Below are 19,212 nucleotides of genomic sequence, written 5' to 3'. Positions count from 1 at the left end.
CGCCATTTTTGCTAAGCCAATGAAACGTAAGGAAGCGATAAAACAGCGCGTTAATTTGGATAAAAAAGGGGTGTCCAGGGTGGAACATTGCGTACATGCTCGCAGTCTACGGTTTTATTTGTAATTTTTCGTAATAGCGCGATGAAATCCAGGAAGGAGTGGCTTATAGTTAGGTTATCAGGAACACAGCACTCATGTAGCTAAGTCAGTTGTATCCATCCCGACAATGATGTTCGGTGAGTAAGAAATCACTCAGAAGGGGATGCGCTATGGACGAGTACTCGCCAAAAAGGCATGATATCGCGCAGTTGAAATTTCTCTGCGAATCCTTGTACCATGACTGCCTTGCCAACCTTGATGAAAGCAACCATGGCTGGGTAAACGACCCAACGTCTGCCATCAATTTACAGTTGAATGAGCTGATAGAGCATATCGCAACCTTCGCACTTAATTATAAAATTAAGTACAATGAAGATAATAAGCTCATTGAGCAAATTGATGAATACCTGGACGACACCTTTATGTTGTTCAGTAGTTACGGCATTAACGCCCAGGATTTGCAAAAATGGCGTAAATCGGGAAACCGGCTATTCCGCTGTTTCGTCAACGTGAGCAGAGCTAACCCGGTTAGCCTTTCCTGTTAAAATTATTACAATTACTAAGGTGAATTTATGTCTGATAAACCACTCACAAAAATCGATTATTTGATGCGCTTACGACGTTGTCAGTCAATTGACACCCTCGAACGCGTGATTGAAAAGAATAAATACGAGCTTTCTGATAATGAACTGGCCGTATTTTATTCAGCCGCTGACCATCGTCTTGCTGAGCTGACCATGAATAAGTTGTATGACAAAATCCCTACTTCTGTATGGAAATTTGTCCGTTAATCTTTGAAGGGTGTCTGTAGAGTTCTACGCCACGTTCTGAGTTTTTTACCTATCCCGTTATGTTCCCTGTGCCCAGGCCAGGTCTCCGTGTAAAACGTGTTCATCAGCAACAATGTTGTGACGACAGTCACATCGGCTTTTCGGGAACGTTCCCCTCTCGACCTGTTCCGATTACCCTGCGGTAATCATTTCCAGAGAGGTTTCCTATGAGCGTAGAAAAACAGAAGATGATTGCCGGTGAACATTATCGCCCCGGCGATGAGACGTTACGGGCCGACCGACTGCGGGCCCGCCATCTGGTTTACCGCTATAACCACACCGCGCCCGATGAAAAGACAGAACGCCAGAATATCCTGGCGGAACTTCTGGGGCAAAGCGAAGGCGCTTATATAGAACCGAGCTTCCGCTGCGACTACGGATACAATATTTATCTTGGCAAAAACTTTTACGCGAACTTCGACTGCGTGATGCTGGATGTCTGCCCTGTTCGCATCGGCTATAACTGCATGCTCGCGCCGGGTGTGCACATTTATACGGCCACCCACCCGCTGGATGCAGAGGAACGGAACAGCGGCGTGGAGTTTGGGAAACCGGTCAACATTGGGAATAATGTCTGGATTGGTGGTCGGGCGGTTATTAACCCTGGCGTCACGATCGGTGATAATGTGGTGGTGGCCTCCGGCGCCGTGGTGACAAAAGACGTCCCGGCTAACGTCGTCGTGGGCGGCAATCCGGCAAAAATCATCAAAACTTTATAAGGGCGCGGGGAGCCAACTGTTATGGTCTTTTAGCGCCGGACTGTTACTTTTTTCAGCCCGATGGCTCCCCTAAAATTGGCAGACACCCTGTATTGTCAACTCTTATGAAGGCAAAAAATGACCGAGATACAGCGCCTGCTTACCGCCACCATCGACGATCTTAACCTCCGCGAAAAGCGCGACAATCGCCCGCGCTTTAGCATTAGCTTTATTCGCAAACATCCTGGACTGTTTGTCGCCATGTATGCCGCCTGGCTGGCGACGCTGATTGTGATGCTGAAGTCCGAAACGCTGGTGGACTCCGTCTGGCTGCTGGTTGTGCTGTTTGTTGTCTTTAACGCCTTTTTCTTTTTCGACGTGAATCCGCGCTACCGTTACGAAGATATCGACGTTCTCGATTTCCGGGTCTGCTACAACGGTGAATGGTATAACACACGTTTCGTGCCCACGGAGCTGATCGACAGCATCATGCACTCTCCGGCCGTTGAAACAGCGCAAAAAGAGAAGCTGCAGAAAATGGTCTCCACCAAAGGCCAGCTCTCTTTCTATGATGTCTTTACCCTTTCGCGCCCTGCTGCTGCGTAATTAACGCCTGCAGACGCCGGATCCCCGGCGCAAACTGCGAAGCAGAGGTGTTGCCGTAACCTAAAACCAGACCGGTTTGCCCCTGCTTCGCCTCCAGGTAATACCCGCTCAGTGCAGCGGGTGCCAGCTGAAACGCCCTCGCCTGCGCCACCAGCGTCTGGTCGTCAATATCGTCTATCGCCAGCGTCAGATGCATCCCGCCTTCACCGGCCAGTATACGGTGCGGCGTGTGAAGCTCTGCCCCCAGCACCTCCCGCAGCTGGCGGTATCGCTTACGATAGAGCCGACGCATGGCGGCAAGATGACGGGCATAGTGGCCTTCTTCAATGAACAGCGCCAGCGTACGCTGTTCGGCACGATGCCCGCCCCGCAACAGCGAGCCGATGGCCGGGCGAGCCGCTTTCGCCAGCGCTGGCGGCAAGACCATGAACCCCATTCTGAGCGACGGAAATAGCGTTTTACTGAATGTTCCCAGATAAACCACGGGCGCGTTGTTGACCATCCCCAGCATCGCGGGCACAGGCTCACCGGCATAACGGAATTCGCTGTCGTAATCGTCTTCAATGATCCACGCGTTCTGCTGCCGGGCCAGTTCCAGCAGCGCCAGACGTCGCCGGGCGCTGAGCACGCTTCCGTAGGGGAACTGGTGCGAAGGTGAGGTAAAAATCAGCGAGGGAGCAGGCGCATCCCGTCCTTCCCAGCACATTCCCTCGTCATCAACAGGGATTCCCGTCATGGTCAGGCCTGTTTTAACAAACGCGCTCTTTGCCCCGCTATAACCGGGGTTTTCCACCCACGCGACATCGCCAGGCTCACTCAACAGCATGGTGCACAGGTTAACCCCCTCAAGCGCCCCTTCCGTTATCACTATCTGGCTGGCGTCGCAGTCGATACCGCGGGACAGGGCGAGGTGTCGGGCAATTGCTGCCCGCAGCGACGGTTCACCGGCCGGGTCGCCATACCCTAGCAGGGCACTTCCCTCCTCGCGCATCACGCGATCGTACAATCGCCGCCACAGCGGTAGCGGAAAATAGTTGATAGCCGGGGTTCCCGGGGTAAACGCCAGCACCGGCGTGTCCCGGGGCACGGGCGCAGGCAGCAGGCCGACCCGCCGGGCGAGCCTGATGGCAGGGTCCGGCAATGTCCGGGCGACAGAGCGGTGAGCGAGCTGTGCCACCCGCGTTCCCTGGCGGTTACGCTGCAAATACCCTTCCAGCGTGAGCTGGTCCAGCGCCGCATTGATGGTATTGCGGGAAAGGGAGAGCTGCTGAGCCAGCGTTCGCGAACCGGGAAGCTGGCTGCCGGACAGTAGCCTTCCGCACAGTATGGCCTCCCGTAACGCAAGATAAAGCGCGCGTTGGCGCGTCTCTTTCCCACGTTTTTGCAGGGCAGCATTGAGCAAGGTATAAAATTCATCACCCGGTATATTCATCTCGCCTCCTCGTGGCACCATCAAAACATAGCTCAGTGGTTCTTTTTAAGGAACCAGCAATTCACTAGTCTGGAACTCTTTTCAACGTCACGGAAATTAAGATGAAGACATTCAATCAGTTCGGACAGCCCGTAGGCGAAGCGCTTAGCGACTGGCAGCCTCGTCAGCACCCGTCCCGGGTCGTGCTTCAGGGACGCTTTTGTCGGCTTGAACCGCTGCGCGTGGAGCATGCCAACGCGCTGTTTTCCGCCTATTCCCTGGCTGAAGATACGCGCAGCTGGACGTGGCTACTGCGTGAACCCGATGCCACCGCAGAGGAGTTTGCCGAATGGGTGGCGAGCGTAAGTGAGTTATCCGATCCCATCCACTTTACCGTGATGGATAACCGGACTCAGTCCCCCGTTGGGACGCTGTCCCTGATGCGGATCGATCCTAAAAACGGGGTTGTGGAGGTGGGGCACGTTCACTTCTCGCCTCTTTTAAGCCGCACGCCCATGTCAACAGAGGCGCAATATCTGCTGATGCGGTATGTGTTCGATACCCTGGGCTACCGGCGTTATGAGTGGAAGTGCAATAGTTTGAACGAGCCTTCCCGCAAAGCGGCACTGCGTCTGGGTTTTCAGTTTGAGGGGCGTTTTCGTCAGGCGCTGGTCATAAAAGGTCATAACCGGAATACCGACTGGTTTTCGATTCTCGACAAAGAGTGGCCGGCGCTGGCAAACGCCTTTGAAAGCTGGCTTGCCACCGACAATTTTACTGCCGATGGCAAACAGAAAAGATCCCTGGAAAGCTGGCGAGAAACGCGCGTTTAGCGTCTTTTTTTACGGCCCTGCACCGCCTTAAAGCGCGGATTGGATTTACAAATCACGTACAGGCGTCCCTTGCGTTTGACTATCTGGCAATCCGGGTGACGCTGTTTTGCACTGCGCAATGAGTTAAGTACCTGCATGGTTAGCCCCGCTTCGCATTGAGAAAACCGCCAAAACGCTTGCGGAAGCGCGCTGCGCTGCCGTCCGTGGAGAACGTTTTCTGCTTACCGGTATAAAACGGGTGCGATTTTGAAGAAACCTCGATGGTGATGTATGGATACGTTTCACCGTCGAGTTCAATTTCGCGGTCGGTCTTAATGGTTGAGCCGACTTTGAAGTATTCATTCGCGCTGGTGTCGTGGAATACCACGGTGCGATACGCTGGATGGATGTTTGGTTTCATCGTAAATCCCTTATGTTTTGTTATAACATAACAAAATAATATCCAGGCCAGGTTAAAAAAACAACCCCTTCCTTCTGACGATATTTTCTGGTTTACCTGAGATAAAATGAAAACCACGCCACCCACGTGCTATAACTATATCATTTCGCGGTAAAATCTTTCTCTTCAGGCAGGGAACTCAGTGCTCAGGAACGGGTATACGAGGAAGGAAACGACAGCATGAAAACCCGACATCTGGTCAGTCTGGTGACTGGCATACTTATCTTTTCCGTGCTGGTCCCCATTTGCCTGAGCATCTGGCTGGCTCATCGTCAGGCGGAAGATAAATTTGTCGATGCGCTGGATAACTATGCCTCACGCGTGCTGATACGTACCGACAAGGTCGTGGATCAGGCGAAGGAAGCGCTCAATCATCTGCAGGCCTTGGAGGGCGTGCCGTGCAGCCCCCTGCAGTTAAGGGAGATGCGACGGGTCGCTTTCTCGTGGCGATATGTGCAGGAAGTGATTTATATCGACAACCTCAGGCCACTCTGCTCCTCTCTTGAACAAACCAGCCATGCCGCCCCTTTCCCCCCGCCGATGCGCGTTACCGAAGATGGTTACAGCGCATGGCTGACCACGCAAAACGATCTGGGGTTTCATCGCTACATGGCCGTACTGGGGCAAGGTCACTATCTTGTTCTGGTCGATCCGGCCTCGCTTGTGGATGTGATCCCCTTCGGCGAGATAGCGATTGATGCTGCCCTGGTAGGAAATACCACACGCCGCATCTTTGCCAGCAGCAATACGCTCGATCCGCATATCCGTGACATGATCATGGGTCAGGAGATGACCAGCATACAGTACGACGGTTCAATGTACGTTATGAAGCCCGTCCCTGAACTGGGGTTTACCGTCGTTGCATGGGCTACGCTCAAACCGCTGGCTGAAACCTGGCACCGGCAGCTGCTTTTGTGGCTGCCCTTCGGCATCCTGATAAGCCTGCTTGCCGCGCTCTTTGTCCTGCGGATACTGCGTCGCATCCAGTCGCCGCGCAACCGCCTGCTTGATGCCATTAACAGCCGCGATTTTGTGGTTCACTATCAGCCCATCGTGGCGCTCTGTAGCGGAAAAATTGTCGGCGCAGAGGCGCTGACGCGCTGGCCGCAGCCGGACGGAAGCAGCCTCTCACCTGATATTTTTATTCCCCTTGCTGAGCAAACCGGGCTTATCTCCCAGCTGACGCAGCTCGTTATCGAAAAGGTGTTCGAGGATATGGGCAGCTGGCTGCATCTTCACCCCGATCAGCATATCTCCATCAACCTCGCGCCCGCAGATTTGACCTCCGGCACGCTGCCGCCGCTGCTGAGTCACTTGCTGAACAAATGGAAGGTCCACCCAGGCCAAATCGCCCTTGAGGTCACCGAGCGCGGCTTTGCCGATCCCAAAATCAGCGCGCCGGCTATCTCCGCATTCCGCCGTTCGGGGCACCCTGTCTATATTGATGATTTTGGTACCGGCTATTCCAGCCTGAGCTATCTGCAGGATCTGGATGTCGACACGCTAAAAATTGATAAATCGTTCGTGGATGCGCTGGAGTATAAAAACGTGACGCCGCACATTATTGAAATGGCGAAGTCGCTGAAGCTGGCGATGGTGGCGGAAGGGGTCGAGACCGCCGGGCAGCTCGCCTGGCTGCACCAGCACGGCGTGCAGTACGGACAGGGCTGGTACTACAGCAAAGCGCTACCAAAGACGGAATTTATTCTTTGGGCAGAGAATAACCTCGGCACGCACGCTACTTAAGGTAGGATTTCATCACCTGCAGCACCACGCCAAGATCGGCTTCACGCTGCGCCTCTTCGGGCTCTTTCACCACGTGATCGGTAAGGTGCCCTTCAATCACCTGCATCATCATGCCGTTGACCGCTCCACGGATCGCCGCCAGCTGCTGTAACACCTCGGCGCATTCGTGTTCGCTGTTGAGCATTTTTTCGAGCGCGGTGCTCTGCCCCTGAATTTTCTTCAGGCGAGTCAGTAACATCTTCTTGTCGCGAACGGTATGTGACATCTCTGTCTCCCTCAGTGTTGGCTTTTAGAGCATATCACGCTCTACTCCCCCTGAGTATTTTTCTACTGGGGGGTAGTATTAAGCTACTGGGGGGGAGTACTATTTGCGCACGCTTCCACTCCGGAAATTTCAATGAACGATTTCGCCTCACTCCTGCAGCAGGGTAATGCCTGGCTGTTTGTTCCCAGCGCTATCCTGCTCGGTGCACTACATGGCCTGGAGCCGGGTCACTCAAAAACCATGATGGCCGCCTTTATCGTGGCTATCCGCGGCACGCTGAAACAGGCGGTCCTGCTCGGCCTGGCAGCCACGCTTTCGCATACGGCAGTAGTCTGGATTATCGCCATGGCGGGTTTATGGTTTGGTCGGGGATGGGATGCGCATACGTCTGAACCCTGGTTCCAGCTGATCTCAGGGGTATTGATCGTTGCGATCGCCCTGTGGATGGCGTGGCGAACCTGGAAAGAGAGCCAGCCACACGATCATCATCACGACCATGATCATCACCACCACCATGACCATGACCATGACCATCATCATGAACATCACCACCACGAACACCCGCTGGTTGAAGAAGAGTGGCAGGACGCCCACCAGCGCGCGCATGCGCAGGATATTAACCGGCGCTTCAGCGGCCAAAACGTCACCACCGGACAGATCGTGATGTTTGGCCTGACCGGCGGGCTTATCCCCTGCCCGGCGTCCATTACCGTTCTGCTGATCTGCCTGCAGCTGAAGCATTTCGCCCTCGGCGCAACGCTGGTGTTCAGCTTTAGCATTGGTCTGGCGTTAACGCTTGTCGCTTCCGGCGCGATTGCCGCCTTGAGCCTCAAGCACGCGACCAAACGCTGGCCCGGGTTTAGCGAATTCTCCCGTAAAGCACCGTGGATCTCCGCTGCGCTGATTACCGTGGTAGGGATTTATATGAGCCTGCATGGCCTGAGCGGCATTCTGGCGTAAGCCTGCGGCCACACTCTGTGGCCGCATCTCCAGGGTCAGTTAAGGGTTCTGCTGCCAGCTGAAGGTATAGCGAAGCTGGCGTGTCTGCAGGAGGAATTCCGGCGAGACGCTGGGGCTCCAGGAGTCGTCGCCGCCCACGCCCATATGGAACGCATCGAAATTGAGCCAGCATCCCGGCTCTTCGCGCAGCAGATGGTAATGGGTTGTCTCCCGCAGCTGCTGCTGGCCGTAGCGGCTCACCGAGAAATGGAACCGACCGTTCAGCTGATGCGTTCCCAGCGCCAGCTCCCGCGTATCACAGCGCAAACCATTTTCCGTCGGGAAGATATACGGCGTATGCATCTCCGCCAGGGGTAATGTCCAGCGCCCCTGCTGTGCCGCCAGCTTTCTGTCCGGATAGTTTTCATGCGGCCCCAGCCCCAGCCAGGACACGTTTTCCGGCGTTTCGGCGAGATGAACGCTCAGGCCAACGCGCGCGGGTTCCGGGATATCAGACGCAATATCCACCTGAATGTCGCCGTGGAGTACTCCCCGATCGTCCACCCGCCAGGTTTTACGACTCAGAAACAGCGCGTTGCCGCGATACGCAAGGACGTGCTGGGTTGTGACCACCACCTCGTCTGCGTGCTGCGCTGCCTCACAGTGCAGCACGCGCGGGGTAAGATCGTACATGCCCGCCGCTTTCCAGCGCTCAACCCAGGCATTCGGATCGATCTTCGTCGCTTCACTCACCCCAATATCATTGTCCAGCGGCGCACGGCTGACGTTATCCGTCAGAGGCGATATCAGCGTTTCCACGCCATTTCGCCACCATTGAGCCAGGTTTCCGGTTGCGCGATCGAACTGCCAGCGCTGTTGACCATGCGCGATCTCAAGGATGCGGTCGTTTTGCGTCAAAACCGGCGGCTCGCCCGCAGAGGCTGGCGGTGCGACAAACAGCGGAGACAGAAGCAGCCACTGCTCCCACGCGCAGCGATGGTCAGCCGGTGACCACGGCGTTGCCCGCGGCTGGCGCACTTCAACATTCAGCCAGACTTCCCCCGGCTCGGCTTTCAATTCCGGCAGAGCGATCTCCAGACGCTGAACGCCTTCAGGGGCTATCGCCAGCGTCACCTCGCCCGAAGCCAGTACCTTCCCATCCCGGGCAACCGTCCAGCTCAGCACTTCGTTATCGGTATGGCGGAACAGGTACCCGCTTTGCACCTCAATCACCAGCGGAGAGGTGCTGACCCGCGTAAAGGTGAAGAACTGCTGCGCGCGCTGCGCCTCGAACAGCGCCGGGTGCGGCGTGCGATCGGGGAAGACCAGGCCGTTGAGGCAGAACTGCCGATCGTTTGGCTTATCGCCAAAGTCCCCGCCGTACGCCCAGAACGCGTTGCCATTTTCGTCTTTCTTCGTTAATGCCTGATCGACCCAGTCCCAGACAAATCCCCCCTGCAGGCGAGGATGGCTGCGAAACGCCTGCCAGTATTTCGCGAATCCGCCGAAGCTGTTTCCCATCGCGTGGGCGTATTCGCAGAGGATCAGCGGACGCGTTTCATCCGGCATGCCGATCCATTTCTTGATTGACCATTTAGGCACCGCCGGGAAGGGTTGATCCTGATCGACCCGGGCATACATCGGACAGACAATATCGGTCGCCGCCGTGTTCGCGCCGCCGCCTTCATACTGCACCGGACGCGTCGGATCCGTGGATTTCACCCAGCGGTACAGTGCGTCGTGGTTTGCGCCGTGCCCGGACTCATTGCCCAGCGACCAGATGATAATTGAGGGATGATGACGATCGCGCTGCACCATGCGGGTCACGCGCTCGCTCATGGCGGGCAGCCAGCGCGGATCGTCAGCAAGGCGGCTCATCGGCACCATGCCATGGGTTTCGATATTGGCCTCGTCAACGACGTACAGCCCGTAGCGATCGCAAAGCCGGTACCACTGCGGATGGTTCGGGTAGTGCGAGCAGCGAACGGCGTTGAAGTTGTGCTGCTTCATGATCTCGATATCGCGGCGCATCGTCGCTTCGTCCATCACCTGGCCGTTTTCCGGGTGATGCTCGTGCCGGTTAACCCCGCGGATCAGCAGCGGTTTACCGTTGAGCTTCAGCAGGCCGTTGCTGATTTCAATCCGGCGGAAGCCGACATCGCAGGCTTCCGTCTCCAGCACGTTGCCCTGCGCATCCAAAAGCGCGATCGTCAGACGATAGAGTTCCGGGGTTTCTGCACTCCATAACGCCGGGGCTGTAACCGGGATCGCCGCCGTTAACCGCTCGGCCCAGTTGCCGCGCTCGTCCACAATGGCAGATCCGGGCCGTTGGGTAGTACTGCCACACCGCTCACCGTTGCGCCACAGCGTGATCGCCACCTCGCATTCCGGGTAGTCTGCGCCTGCCAGCGCGACGTCGACTTTCAGCACCGCGCGGTCCAGCTCCGCATTCAGATCGGTGACCACGTGATAATCCGCAATGTGCGTCTCCGGCTTATGCAGCAGGGAGACATCGCGGAAAATGCCGCTCATGCGCCACATGTCCTGATCTTCCAGATAGCTGCCGTCGCACCAGCGCAAGACCATGACCGCCAGGCGGTTCTGCCCGGGGCGTAATGCCGCCGAGAGGTCAAACTCGGCGGGCAATCGACTGTCCTGGGAATAGCCTATCCACTGCCCGTTGCACCACAGATGGAACGCCGAGTTCACGCCGTCAAAAATAATTCGGGTTTGCCCACGCTGAAGCCAGGCGTCATCAACGTCAAATGTGAGCGAGTAACAACCTGTCGGGTTTTCCTGCGGCACAAAAGGTGGGTTAACGGGGATGGGATAGGTGACATTGGTGTAGATAGGCGTGTCGAACCCCTGCATCTGCCAGTTCGACGGCACGGGCATCGCGACGGCATCCGCGCAATCTTCGCTGACCCATGCCTCAGGAACCCGCTCGGGAGCAGAAAAGTAGCTAAACCGCCAGATTCCGTTGAGGGAGCGCCTGCTGAGGGAGCCAGCGTCATCCCTGGCGGAAGATTCATTACGCCAGCTGTCTAACGGCGCGTGTGCGGGCAGGCGGTTCCACTGGGTAACGCCGGGGTTTTCCCAGTCCCGACGGGCCAGGATGTCGCTGAGGGTCAGCGAGGATGTGTTGGACATAGTAACCTCTTTGCGAAGCGCTCACAATTTTGGTTAACATGCCCTGGCATTCTGCGACGGTAAAGCATTCAATCGCAGGCTAGCGAGTCCGATCACAAAAGTCTTATTTGCGGACAAGCTGCTCGGCCAGGAGAGCCAGGCTTCTGAGCTGCTGCGCCAGATCCTCGCGTTCGGCCTGCTGCGGCGCACGACGCGCGCTGGAATGGCGGGTAACCAGCGCCACCGGCAGCTGAACCTGCCAGCACGTCTCGCCTTCGGTGGGGGCCAGCAGCCACTCCACGCTGCGCTCGCCCGCCTCGCGAAATGCCTGGCGAATGGTCGTCAGCGGCGGGGAAAACCAGGCGCTGTCAGCCGTATCGTCGAACCCGACCACCGACATCTGGCCCGGGATCGCGATCCCCTTTTCAGCACAGGCGCGCATTACCCCCAGCGCCATTTGATCGTTCGCCACCAGAATGGCATCCGGCAATGCGGTACCCGACAGCAGCACATGTCCTTTCTCATAACCGCTGGCCGCGCTCCAGTCTCCGTAGGCCACCGCAGCGGCGTCATGCCCCGCGCGGGCCAGAGCCGCTTTCCACCCCGCCAGACGCGCCCGAGCAGAGACCGAGCTTTCCGGCCCGCTCAGCAGAGCAATATGCTGATGCCTCAGCGAAAGCAGATGCTCAACGCCCAGATGCGCGCCCTGCCCGGCGTTAAACACGAGGCTGTTTACCTGTGCTGAAGGCGAGACATCAAGAAAAAGCACCGGTACGGGCGACGCCAGCGCCCTCAGCTGTTCGGCGTGTTCATCATCAAGCGGAACATTCACCAGCAGCGCGTCCACCCGCTGTGCCAGCAGCGCCTGTAGCGCGGCCTGACACTGCTGCGGTTGCTCCACCATGGAGATAAGGACGCTCGCCCCCTGTTCCGCCGCGCGGGATTTTACCGCCGACACAATCTGCGAGGGCGCATGCAGGGCCAGATCGGTGGTGATGAGTCCCAGCGTGCGGGTGCGTTTACCCGCCAGCTGCTGTGCCCGCAGGTTAGGCACGTAGTGCAGCTCCGCCATCGCCTGCTGAACCTTTTCCCGGGTACGGACAGAGACATGCTCCGCGTCGTTAATGACGCGAGAGACGGTCTGATAAGAAACCCCCGCAAGGAGGGCGACATCATAGAGAGTGATAGCTTTCATGCATTGTGGCATCGCGTGAGTCGGGGCCCATTATTGTGGCACAGCGACGCCGTTAAAACATGTGAGCGCTTCGCAAAATTAAACAACCCGCTCCGGCTGCGCGATTTCAGCAACGCTCGGCTTCTGGCGGAACCAGGGCAGACAGAGCTGGATAAGTGGGCCAATGGTCAGGGCGTACACTACCGTTCCCACCCCAAACGTGCCGCCAAGCACGCACCCAATCAGCAGGACGGACACCTCAATGGAGGTACGCACGCTGCGAATGGACCATCCCAGCCGGGCATGAATGCCGGTCATCAGGCCGTCGCGCGGGCCTGGCCCAAAACCGGCGCCGATGTACATGCTGGTCGCAATTGCGTTCATCACGATACCCGACACCAGGAAAGCGATGCGCACAGGTAACGAGTCCAGTTCCGGGATCAGCGCCATGCTGGCATCCGCCGCCAGACCGATACAAATCACGTTGCTGATGGTGCCCAGGCCCGGCATCTGGCGCAGGGGGATCCACAGCAGCAGCACCGCAGCACCGGTTAAAATGATCACCGTTCCGATAGTCATCCCCAGCTGTATCCCCACCCCAAGGTGAAAAACATCCCAGGGATCGACACCCAAATCGGAACGAATAAACATCGCGGTGGACAGGCCATACAGTCCTAAACCGACATAGAGTTGTAGCAGACGACGTACCATTTTTATCTTCTCCAGTGAACCAGGCTTTCATCCTGGCCTAAAATGGCACTATGATTAACGTCCAGTTTTCAAATAGTGGACTGCATATGTCGTCACGTCGCTTCGGAAGCCAGTCGCTGGTACGCCTTTTAGGCCACTGGCAGCAAACCTCATCCCGCACGCCGCTCTGGCGGCAGCTGGCCGATGCGCTGCGCCTGTTAATCCTTGACGGACGTCTGGCATTGAATACACGGCTACCGGGGGAGCGCGAGCTGGCCACGGCGCTGGACGTGAGCCGGGCCACCATCAGCAGCGCCCTCGCCCATCTACGCGAGGAGGGATATCTTGAAAGCCGCCACGGCAGCGGGTCACGCGTGATCCTCCCGGATACGCGCGCCGTTCCCACGCTTTCCGCGGCGAGTGCCGAACTGGATCTCTCTACTGCCGCCCTCAATGCCGGGCCGGAAATCCACCAGGCGTATACCCACGCGCTCACGGCCATTACGCAGCACCTCGCGCTGACGGGTTACGATCAGCTAGGGCTGCCGACGCTGCGGGAGGCCATCGCTGCGCGCTACACCGCGCGGGGCCTTCCCACCCGCGCGGACGAAGTAATGGTGGTCAATGGCGCCGTCAGCGGCTTCGCGCTGGTCCTGCGGATGATGACCGGGCCGGGAGATCGCGTCGTGGTCGATCATCCCACCTATCCGCTGGCGATTGCCGCCATTCAGGGCGCGCAGTGTCGGCCCGTGGGGGTGTCGCTGCCGGAAACGGGCTGGGATACGGACGGCTTCGCCGCCACGCTTGCCCAGACCGCGCCGCGCCTGGCGTACCTGATGCCTGATTTTCATAACCCCACCGGGCGCTGCATGGATGTCGCGACCCGTCAGGCCATTACCGACATTGCTGCGCAAACCCGTACGACGCTGGTGGTGGATGAAACGATGGTGGATCTCTGGTTTGACGCCCCTCCTCCGCCCCCGCTGGCCTCCTTTAACCCGCAGGCCACCGTCATCACCTTAGGTTCTGCCGGAAAAAGCTTCTGGGGCGGGCTGCGTCTCGGCTGGATCCGCGCGTCCTCGCGCACGATCGCCACGCTTGCCCAGACGCGCGATACGCTGGATTTAGGCTCGCCGCTGCTGGAACAGCTGGCGGCGCTGTGGCTCATCAACAACAGCGAGACGTTTCTACCCGCACGCCGCAAAATGCTGGCGGAACGACGCGATCGATGCGGTGAACTGCTGCGTGAACATTTCCCGGAGTGGACATTCCATGAAGCAGAGGGCGGGCTCTCATACTGGATTGAGCTTCCCGGCATGCTGGCGACGCAGCTTGCCGCGCGGGCTGAGATTCTGGGGATAAATCTGGGGACCGGTACGCGGTTTGGTTTATCGGGTGCGTTTGACCGCTATTTGCGGATGCCCTTCTCGCTCGAGCCGACAGAGCTTGAACAGGCGCTGCTGAGGATTAAACCGTTATGGCTCGCCCTGAATAAAAACGTGCCAGCCGTTAAACGCTGCGTGATTTAATAGCAAAAAGTTTGAAGCCGATCATAAAAAATAAAAACTGCTAACTGTCATGGATACAGTCAGCAGTTTTCACCAGTCCGGAATTAATGCTGAGCAGGAATAGGAAACCCTTTCAGTGAAATAACGAAGTTTTCACCGTCTTTCTTTATTTTTGCGCCAGTATCACACCAGTCAGACGCAATACGAAAGAACTCATCACTTCCGACATTCCAGCCAAGACGTACATGCTTCACGTAGCCTGAACGCAACAAATCGCAGGCCTCTTTGTAGTCACTGGCAGTTGACAGTTGTTGTTTCATTTTCTCTTCTTCAGAAGTTTACGTAGAGCCTTGATTTCTTTAGGAGTAAATGGAGAAACATTCTCTTCTTCCGTATGCTGATTATCAATATCCTCTTCCGATACTCCCGCCTCTTCTACTGCCTCGAACGCCAGCAGCAGCAGTTTCTCTGTCGTCACGCTTAAATTCTCGTTATTCACTTCCGCATAGTGGCGAAGCCTTTCTTTTAGCGCGTCATCAATCTTAACGTTTAATACCGCTGTAGCCATGTTTATCACTTCCCTTCGGAATAAGTACTTTATTTAATACACGAAGTTAACAATGTTATCCAGATATATATTTTTTTGAGTTTTGCCAGAAAATAGACGGCCAAGGATAAAATGCCCGACTATTATTACAAGTTTATGACATTAATATTTCAGCGCGATGAAATATATATTACATGCTATAGGCATAATCTTATTAGGGAATAACGTCAGGGAAGAGACAAAAATCAGGGAAGAACGCAGAGGCTCAGAAATGGGTGGGGGCCCTGCCAGCTACATCCCGGCACACACGTCGTCTGCCCTGGCTGCTTCCTTCCGGACCTGACCTGGTGAACAGAGTAGCGTTGCGGGAGAACCAACAGAGCCCCCATTGAGAGCGTTGATAACCAACGCGCTGGCGCATTATCCCTGTGCGAAGGCCCAATTGCAAGCCGCCAGGAACCGGATGCTGGTTTCTTGCGCAAACAGGCGCAGCAATCAGGGCGATCTTCGTTTACCATGGCTCTCCAGAAACTCCCCGCAGGTGAAGGTATGGACGAGCAGGACTCTTTTCCACAGCGCGTATGGCAAATCGTGGCTTCAATCCCGGAAGGCTATGTCACCACCTATGGTGATGTCGCGCGCCTGGCCGGTTCCCCGCGCGCGGCGCGACAGGTTGGAGGCGTCCTGAAACGGCTGCCGGAAGGCAGTACGTTGCCCTGGCATCGGGTGGTGAACCGTCATGGCGCCATCTCACTCACCGGGCCGGATCTCCAGCGTCAGCGTCAGGCGTTACTTTCAGAAGGGGTGCAGGTGTCAGGGTCGGGTCAGATCGATTTGCAGAAGTACCGGTGGGTGTACTGACCCCTCTCCCGAAGGAGAGGGGAATAACCCTATTACATCTGCGTCGGTGGGGTTGGCAGAGACGGCTGATTGGTTTGCGGTGCGACCGGCACTTCGGTCTGCTGTACTGGCACCAGGTTCAGGTCGATTTTGGTTCCACCGTTGTTAATCGCTTCCTGGACCGTATCGGTGATAAACACCAGCTTACCGTTGATGGTGACCGCTGCGCTCAGCAGAATACGGGCATTAGGCTGCACGTCCGACGGGTTATACGGCAACACGAAGCTAAACGGCGCCTGCTTGCCTTCAGTACGGACGGCACGCTGGGCCACGACTTTCGACGGCGCGTCGGCCAGGGAAGCATCAGAAAGCGTCACCGTTAATACCGCATCCGGCGGCAACGCAACTTTCTGTTTAATCCAGATGGTACCGGAAACGTTAGGCTGCTGAATGGACTGCTGCGAAAGGGTATTAATCCCGTTCGGGTCAGCTGCTGGCACTGGCACCTGGGCGCTCTTACCGGCACAGGCGGACAACGCCACCGCAATCGCTACACCACTTAGCATAGGCACGAGTTTCATTGAAGTCTCCTTATCATCAATGCACCAGCGGGATCGATCCCATCCGATGTCGTTTCAATCACATAACGTTTTTAAGTGTGGCACAACTCACTGATTAATGCCTGAAATCATCCCGATATTCAGATTATTCTACCCATCGGACCACTTTCATTTCTGCGTTATACTCTGCCTATCTTTCGCTACGGCGTTTATTGAGGACAACTATGAGTCAGGCACTGAACAATCTGCTGACATTACTGAATCTGGAAAAAATTGAGGAAGGACTCTTTCGCGGACAGAGCGAAGATTTAGGCTTACGCCAGGTCTTCGGGGGGCAAGTCGTTGGACAAGCGCTGTACGCTGCAAAGGAGACTGTCCCGGCAGACCGTCTGGTGCATTCATTCCACAGCTACTTTTTACGCCCTGGCGATAGCGCGAAACCCATCGTGTATGACGTTGAAGTTCTGCGAGACGGCAACAGCTTCAGCGCGCGCCGCGTCGCGGCCATTCAGAACGGTAAGCCGATCTTTTACATGACCGCCTCTTTCCAGGCGCCAGAGCCGGGCTACGAGCATCAGAAGGTCATGCCCCCTGCCCCCTCGCCGGACGATCTTAAATCGGAAACGGATATCGCTCGCGCATTGGCGCATCTGCTGCCGCCGCAGGTTAAAGAGAAGTTTCTCTGCGATAAGCCGCTTGAGATCCGCCCCGTCGAGTTCCACAACCCGATGAAAGGCCACACCGCCGAGCCAAAGCGCCAGGTGTGGATCCGCGCCAACGGCACCGTGCCGGAAGATTTCCGCGTCCATCAGTATCTGCTGGGCTATGCGTCTGACTTCAACTTCCTGCCGGTGGCGCTGCAGCCGCACGGCGTCGGCTTCCTCGAAAAAGGGATGCAGGTCGCGACGATCGATCACTCGATGTGGTTCCACCGTCCCTTCAACATGAACGAGTGGCTGCTCTACAGCGTGGAGAGTACGTCGGCATCCAGCGCCCGCGGGTTTGTGCGTGGGGAGTTTTATACTCAGGACGGCGTGCTGGTCGCTTCAACGGTGCAGGAAGGGGTGATGCGTAACAGAGGTTGATGTAAAAAGCCCGGTGGCGCGACGCTTACCGGGCCTACGTTTTGTGCTGTTGTAGGCCGGGTAAGGCGAAGCCGCCACCCGGCAAGACACTCAGATCATGCGTTATACGCATTCTCGCCGTGGCTGTTCACATCCAGACCTTCGCGCTCCTGCTCTTCCGGTACGCGCAGACCGACCGTCATGTCCGCCAGCTTGTAGCCGATGAAAGCGACGACCGCAGACCACACCACGGTGATAGCGATACTTTCCAGCTGCACCAGCACCTGATGAACCATAGTGACGCCTTCTGCGTAGCCCACGCCACCGAGCGATTTCGCCGCGAAGATACCGGTCATGATACAGCCGACAATCCCGCACACGCCGTGCACGCCGAACACATCGCAAGGGTCATCCACGCGCAGCACGCGTTTCAGTGCGGTCACGCCCCACAGACCCGCCAGACCGGACACCAGGCCGACCAGCAGCGCACCGCCGACACCGACATAACCACACGCAGGGGTGATACCAACCAGACCGGCAATCGCACCTGAACAGGCACCCAGCAGAGAAGGTTTCCCGCGTACCGCCCACTCGCCAAACACCCAGGAGAGGATTGCACCCGCCGTGGCTACAACGGTGTTCACGAAGGCCAGCGCGGCGATTTCGTTGGCCGCACTTGCTGAGCCGGCGTTGAAGCCAAACCAGCCAAAGTAGAGGATCGCAGTACCGGTAAAGACCATCGGCAGGTTGTGCGGTTTGAACGCCTCTTTACCGAAGCCCACGCGTTTGCCAATCAGATAAGCGCCCACCAGACCCGCGACCGCGGCGTTAATGTGGACAACGGTACCGCCCGCGAAGTCCAGCGCGCCGTGCGTGGCCAGCAGACCACCGCCCCAGACCATGTGCGCAATCGGCACATAGGAGAGCGTCAGCCAGACCACCACGAAGATCAGGACCGCAGAGAAACGAATGCGCTCGGCGAGCGCGCCCACAATCAGCCCGACGGTAATGCAGGCGAACGAGCCCTGGAACGCCACGTGAATATACTGATAGAAGCTGCCCATCAGCGCGGTCAGTTCAATGTTTTTCAGCATCACCCAGTCGAAGTTACCAAAGAACGCGTTACCCGTGCCGAACGCCAGAGAGTAACCGTAAACCACCCAAAGCACGCAGACCAGTGCAAACGTCACGGCAACCTGCGTCAGCATGGAGAGAACGTTTTTGCCACGGATCAGACCGCCGTAGAACAGCGCAATGCCCGGAATGGACATAAACAGCACCAGCGCGGTGCTGATCATCATAAAGGCGTTATCGGCTTTGTCGGCCACCGCAGGGGCAGCAGCCAGCGCCAGGCCCGGCAGCAGCGCCAGCGAACCCAGACCCGTTTTAAGTGTTGCTATCTTCATTTTCTCGATCCCTATCACTGTGTGCCAGGCGTTAATTACAGTGCCGCTTCGTCAGATTCGCCGGTACGGATGCGAATGACGCGCTGCAGTTCGGCAACGAAAATTTTGCCGTCGCCAATTTTGCCGGTGTAGGCCGCTTTGCTAATGACATCAATGACTTCATCAAGCTGATCGTCAGCAATCGCGACATCAATTTTTACTTTTGGCAGAAAGTTAACGCTGTATTCCGCCCCGCGATAAAGCTCGGCATGACCCTTCTGACGACCAAAGCCTTTCACTTCGGTGACAGTCAGTCCCTGAATACCCATTGAAGACAATGCTTCACGCACGTCTTCAAGTTTGAATGGTTTGATTACAACCGTAACCAGCTTCATAGATCCCCTCCAGTCAGAATTCGGTAATGGCCGCAGCTTACGCGGAAGGTATTG

General features: G+C 56.7%; 21 protein-coding genes, 1 other RNA gene and 1 pseudogene. 10 read left to right on the top strand and 13 right to left on the bottom strand.

All coding sequences use genetic code 11. The features are described 5' to 3' along the window. The first annotated feature begins 269 nt into the window (after nucleotides 1–269). The 4 genes from tomB to ACOTXF_RS05750 all read left to right on the top strand — a co-directional run bounded on the left by tomB (nucleotide 270) and on the right by ACOTXF_RS05750 (nucleotide 2,233). Nucleotides 270–644, top strand: a complete 375-nt coding sequence (gene tomB, locus ACOTXF_RS05765) for an Hha toxicity modulator TomB (RefSeq protein WP_008499288.1) — start codon at nucleotides 270–272, stop codon at nucleotides 642–644. Nucleotides 645–671: 27 nt separating this feature from the next. Next, nucleotides 672–890: an HHA domain-containing protein gene (locus ACOTXF_RS05760; protein WP_008499287.1), complete on the top strand. Its 219-nt coding sequence runs from the start codon at nucleotides 672–674 to the stop codon at nucleotides 888–890. Nucleotides 891–1,096: 206 nt separating this feature from the next. Next, complete coding sequence (gene maa / locus ACOTXF_RS05755) at nucleotides 1,097–1,648, top strand: maltose O-acetyltransferase (RefSeq protein ID WP_047745410.1); 552 nt, start codon at nucleotides 1,097–1,099, stop codon at nucleotides 1,646–1,648. Between the two features lie 117 nt (nucleotides 1,649–1,765). Then, nucleotides 1,766–2,233, top strand: coding sequence for a YlaC family protein (locus ACOTXF_RS05750; RefSeq protein WP_008499285.1), 468 nt, complete (start codon nucleotides 1,766–1,768; stop codon nucleotides 2,231–2,233). On the opposite strand, the gene ACOTXF_RS05745 is transcribed toward ACOTXF_RS05750, so the two are convergent. Beyond that, nucleotides 2,205–3,665: a PLP-dependent aminotransferase family protein gene (locus tag ACOTXF_RS05745; RefSeq protein ID WP_039265854.1), complete on the bottom strand. Its 1,461-nt coding sequence runs from the start codon at nucleotides 3,663–3,665 to the stop codon at nucleotides 2,205–2,207. The two genes, ACOTXF_RS05750 and ACOTXF_RS05745, sit on opposite strands and share 29 nt — an antisense overlap. Nucleotides 3,666–3,766: 101 nt before the next feature. On the opposite strand from ACOTXF_RS05745, the gene ACOTXF_RS05740 reads away from it, so the two are divergent. Beyond that, on the top strand, nucleotides 3,767–4,477 hold the full coding sequence (locus ACOTXF_RS05740; protein ID WP_045416683.1) for a GNAT family N-acetyltransferase: 711 nt from the start codon (nucleotides 3,767–3,769) through the stop codon (nucleotides 4,475–4,477). On the opposite strand, the gene ykgO is transcribed toward ACOTXF_RS05740, so the two are convergent. Together ykgO and ACOTXF_RS05730 are read right to left on the bottom strand one after the other, a co-directional pair. Then, nucleotides 4,474–4,614 (bottom strand): type B 50S ribosomal protein L36, encoded by a 141-nt coding sequence (gene ykgO / locus ACOTXF_RS05735; protein WP_003859006.1) that lies wholly within the window; start codon nucleotides 4,612–4,614, stop codon nucleotides 4,474–4,476. The two genes, ACOTXF_RS05740 and ykgO, sit on opposite strands and share 4 nt — an antisense overlap. A 2-nt stretch (nucleotides 4,615–4,616) precedes the next feature. Continuing rightward, entirely contained in the window at nucleotides 4,617–4,877 is a 261-nt protein-coding gene (locus tag ACOTXF_RS05730; protein WP_006176933.1) for a type B 50S ribosomal protein L31, read from the bottom strand. A 219-nt stretch (nucleotides 4,878–5,096) separates the two neighbouring features. Here ACOTXF_RS05730 and ACOTXF_RS05725 point away from each other — a divergent pair, with 219 nt between their 5' ends. Continuing rightward, on the top strand, nucleotides 5,097–6,662 hold the full coding sequence (locus ACOTXF_RS05725) for an EAL domain-containing protein (RefSeq protein ID WP_232926689.1): 1,566 nt from the start codon (nucleotides 5,097–5,099) through the stop codon (nucleotides 6,660–6,662). Here ACOTXF_RS05725 and ACOTXF_RS05720 read toward each other — a convergent pair. Further along, on the bottom strand, nucleotides 6,655–6,927 hold the full coding sequence (locus ACOTXF_RS05720; protein ID WP_008499280.1) for a metal-sensing transcriptional repressor: 273 nt from the start codon (nucleotides 6,925–6,927) through the stop codon (nucleotides 6,655–6,657). The genes ACOTXF_RS05725 and ACOTXF_RS05720 overlap by 8 nt on opposite strands. Nucleotides 6,928–7,059: 132 nt before the next feature. Here ACOTXF_RS05720 and ACOTXF_RS05715 point away from each other — a divergent pair, with 132 nt between their 5' ends. Continuing rightward, nucleotides 7,060–7,887 (top strand): nickel/cobalt efflux protein RcnA, encoded by an 828-nt coding sequence (locus ACOTXF_RS05715; RefSeq protein ID WP_039265850.1) that lies wholly within the window; start codon nucleotides 7,060–7,062, stop codon nucleotides 7,885–7,887. Between the two features lie 39 nt (nucleotides 7,888–7,926). Here the strand turns inward: ACOTXF_RS05715 and ACOTXF_RS05710 are convergent, their stop codons facing one another. The 3 genes from ACOTXF_RS05710 to ACOTXF_RS05700 form a co-directional block, all read right to left on the bottom strand. Beyond that, nucleotides 7,927–11,016, bottom strand: a complete 3,090-nt coding sequence (locus ACOTXF_RS05710; protein WP_048962013.1) for a beta-galactosidase — start codon at nucleotides 11,014–11,016, stop codon at nucleotides 7,927–7,929. Between the two features lie 103 nt (nucleotides 11,017–11,119). Then, nucleotides 11,120–12,190 (bottom strand): LacI family DNA-binding transcriptional regulator, encoded by a 1,071-nt coding sequence (locus tag ACOTXF_RS05705; RefSeq protein WP_232926690.1) that lies wholly within the window; start codon nucleotides 12,188–12,190, stop codon nucleotides 11,120–11,122. A gap of 78 nt (nucleotides 12,191–12,268) precedes the next feature. After that, the gene (locus tag ACOTXF_RS05700; protein WP_021241642.1) at nucleotides 12,269–12,880 is read right to left on the bottom strand and encodes a YczE/YyaS/YitT family protein; all 612 of its coding nucleotides are present in this window, start codon (nucleotides 12,878–12,880) and stop codon (nucleotides 12,269–12,271) included. An 86-nt stretch (nucleotides 12,881–12,966) separates the two neighbouring features. Between ACOTXF_RS05700 and ACOTXF_RS05695 the strand changes: the two genes are divergently transcribed. Continuing rightward, nucleotides 12,967–14,388 carry a PLP-dependent aminotransferase family protein gene (locus ACOTXF_RS05695; protein ID WP_232926692.1) on the top strand — a complete coding sequence of 474 codons (1,422 nt, stop codon included), beginning with the start codon at nucleotides 12,967–12,969 and terminating at the stop codon, nucleotides 14,386–14,388. 83 nt (nucleotides 14,389–14,471) lie between these two features. On the opposite strand, the gene ACOTXF_RS05690 is transcribed toward ACOTXF_RS05695, so the two are convergent. The 3 genes from ACOTXF_RS05690 to ffs form a co-directional block, all read right to left on the bottom strand. Further along, nucleotides 14,472–14,687, bottom strand: coding sequence for a hypothetical protein (locus ACOTXF_RS05690; RefSeq protein ID WP_008503298.1), 216 nt, complete (start codon nucleotides 14,685–14,687; stop codon nucleotides 14,472–14,474). After that, nucleotides 14,684–14,935 (bottom strand): hypothetical protein, encoded by a 252-nt coding sequence (locus tag ACOTXF_RS05685; RefSeq protein WP_021241644.1) that lies wholly within the window; start codon nucleotides 14,933–14,935, stop codon nucleotides 14,684–14,686. Before ACOTXF_RS05685 ends, ACOTXF_RS05690 begins: the two co-directional genes overlap by 4 nt. Nucleotides 14,936–15,196: 261 nt before the next feature. After that, an RNA gene (gene ffs / locus ACOTXF_RS05680) (signal recognition particle sRNA small type) lies at nucleotides 15,197–15,293 on the bottom strand. Nucleotides 15,294–15,377: 84 nt separating this feature from the next. Between ffs and ACOTXF_RS05675 the strand changes: the two are divergent. After that, nucleotides 15,378–15,775 (top strand): annotated as a pseudogene (locus ACOTXF_RS05675) (MGMT family protein). 32 nt (nucleotides 15,776–15,807) lie between these two features. Here ACOTXF_RS05675 and ACOTXF_RS05670 read toward each other — a convergent pair. Beyond that, nucleotides 15,808–16,335, bottom strand: a complete 528-nt coding sequence (locus tag ACOTXF_RS05670) for a YbaY family lipoprotein (RefSeq protein ID WP_008503301.1) — start codon at nucleotides 16,333–16,335, stop codon at nucleotides 15,808–15,810. A 203-nt stretch (nucleotides 16,336–16,538) separates the two neighbouring features. Between ACOTXF_RS05670 and tesB the strand changes: the two genes are divergently transcribed. Next, nucleotides 16,539–17,399 (top strand): acyl-CoA thioesterase II, encoded by an 861-nt coding sequence (tesB, locus tag ACOTXF_RS05665; protein WP_023293157.1) that lies wholly within the window; start codon nucleotides 16,539–16,541, stop codon nucleotides 17,397–17,399. A gap of 95 nt (nucleotides 17,400–17,494) precedes the next feature. Here tesB and amtB read toward each other — a convergent pair whose 3' ends face one another. Further along, nucleotides 17,495–18,784 carry an ammonium transporter AmtB gene (amtB, locus tag ACOTXF_RS05660; RefSeq protein WP_008503303.1) on the bottom strand — a complete coding sequence of 430 codons (1,290 nt, stop codon included), beginning with the start codon at nucleotides 18,782–18,784 and terminating at the stop codon, nucleotides 17,495–17,497. Between the two features lie 35 nt (nucleotides 18,785–18,819). Then, nucleotides 18,820–19,158 (bottom strand): P-II family nitrogen regulator, encoded by a 339-nt coding sequence (glnK, locus tag ACOTXF_RS05655; protein WP_008503304.1) that lies wholly within the window; start codon nucleotides 19,156–19,158, stop codon nucleotides 18,820–18,822. Between the last annotated feature and the right edge of the window lie 54 nt (nucleotides 19,159–19,212).

Source organism: Enterobacter cloacae complex sp. IR53041 (genome assembly GCF_049238285.1).
GTDB lineage: Bacteria > Pseudomonadota > Gammaproteobacteria > Enterobacterales > Enterobacteriaceae > Enterobacter > Enterobacter roggenkampii.
This window is presented reverse-complemented; position numbering and strand designations above follow the sequence as displayed.

Bases quoted from the DNA above. Each gene is read 5' to 3' on its own strand.
- tomB (WP_008499288.1), top strand. From the start codon at position 270: ATGGACGAGTACTCGCCAAAAAGGCATGATATCGCGCAGTTGAAATTT.
- ACOTXF_RS05760 (WP_008499287.1), top strand. From the start codon at position 672: ATGTCTGATAAACCACTCACAAAAATCGATTATTTGATGCGCTTACGA.
- maa (WP_047745410.1), top strand. From the start codon at position 1,097: ATGAGCGTAGAAAAACAGAAGATGATTGCCGGTGAACATTATCGCCCC.
- ACOTXF_RS05750 (WP_008499285.1), top strand. From the start codon at position 1,766: ATGACCGAGATACAGCGCCTGCTTACCGCCACCATCGACGATCTTAAC.
- ACOTXF_RS05745 (WP_039265854.1), bottom strand. From the start codon at position 3,665: ATGAATATACCGGGTGATGAATTTTATACCTTGCTCAATGCTGCCCTG.
- ACOTXF_RS05740 (WP_045416683.1), top strand. From the start codon at position 3,767: ATGAAGACATTCAATCAGTTCGGACAGCCCGTAGGCGAAGCGCTTAGC.
- ykgO (WP_003859006.1), bottom strand. From the start codon at position 4,614: ATGCAGGTACTTAACTCATTGCGCAGTGCAAAACAGCGTCACCCGGAT.
- ACOTXF_RS05730 (WP_006176933.1), bottom strand. From the start codon at position 4,877: ATGAAACCAAACATCCATCCAGCGTATCGCACCGTGGTATTCCACGAC.
- ACOTXF_RS05725 (WP_232926689.1), top strand. From the start codon at position 5,097: ATGAAAACCCGACATCTGGTCAGTCTGGTGACTGGCATACTTATCTTT.
- ACOTXF_RS05720 (WP_008499280.1), bottom strand. From the start codon at position 6,927: ATGTCACATACCGTTCGCGACAAGAAGATGTTACTGACTCGCCTGAAG.
- ACOTXF_RS05715 (WP_039265850.1), top strand. From the start codon at position 7,060: ATGAACGATTTCGCCTCACTCCTGCAGCAGGGTAATGCCTGGCTGTTT.
- ACOTXF_RS05710 (WP_048962013.1), bottom strand. From the start codon at position 11,016: ATGTCCAACACATCCTCGCTGACCCTCAGCGACATCCTGGCCCGTCGG.
- ACOTXF_RS05705 (WP_232926690.1), bottom strand. From the start codon at position 12,190: ATGAAAGCTATCACTCTCTATGATGTCGCCCTCCTTGCGGGGGTTTCT.
- ACOTXF_RS05700 (WP_021241642.1), bottom strand. From the start codon at position 12,880: ATGGTACGTCGTCTGCTACAACTCTATGTCGGTTTAGGACTGTATGGC.
- ACOTXF_RS05695 (WP_232926692.1), top strand. From the start codon at position 12,967: ATGTCGTCACGTCGCTTCGGAAGCCAGTCGCTGGTACGCCTTTTAGGC.
- ACOTXF_RS05690 (WP_008503298.1), bottom strand. From the start codon at position 14,687: ATGAAACAACAACTGTCAACTGCCAGTGACTACAAAGAGGCCTGCGAT.
- ACOTXF_RS05685 (WP_021241644.1), bottom strand. From the start codon at position 14,935: ATGGCTACAGCGGTATTAAACGTTAAGATTGATGACGCGCTAAAAGAA.
- ACOTXF_RS05670 (WP_008503301.1), bottom strand. From the start codon at position 16,335: ATGAAACTCGTGCCTATGCTAAGTGGTGTAGCGATTGCGGTGGCGTTG.
- tesB (WP_023293157.1), top strand. From the start codon at position 16,539: ATGAGTCAGGCACTGAACAATCTGCTGACATTACTGAATCTGGAAAAA.
- amtB (WP_008503303.1), bottom strand. From the start codon at position 18,784: ATGAAGATAGCAACACTTAAAACGGGTCTGGGTTCGCTGGCGCTGCTG.
- glnK (WP_008503304.1), bottom strand. From the start codon at position 19,158: ATGAAGCTGGTTACGGTTGTAATCAAACCATTCAAACTTGAAGACGTG.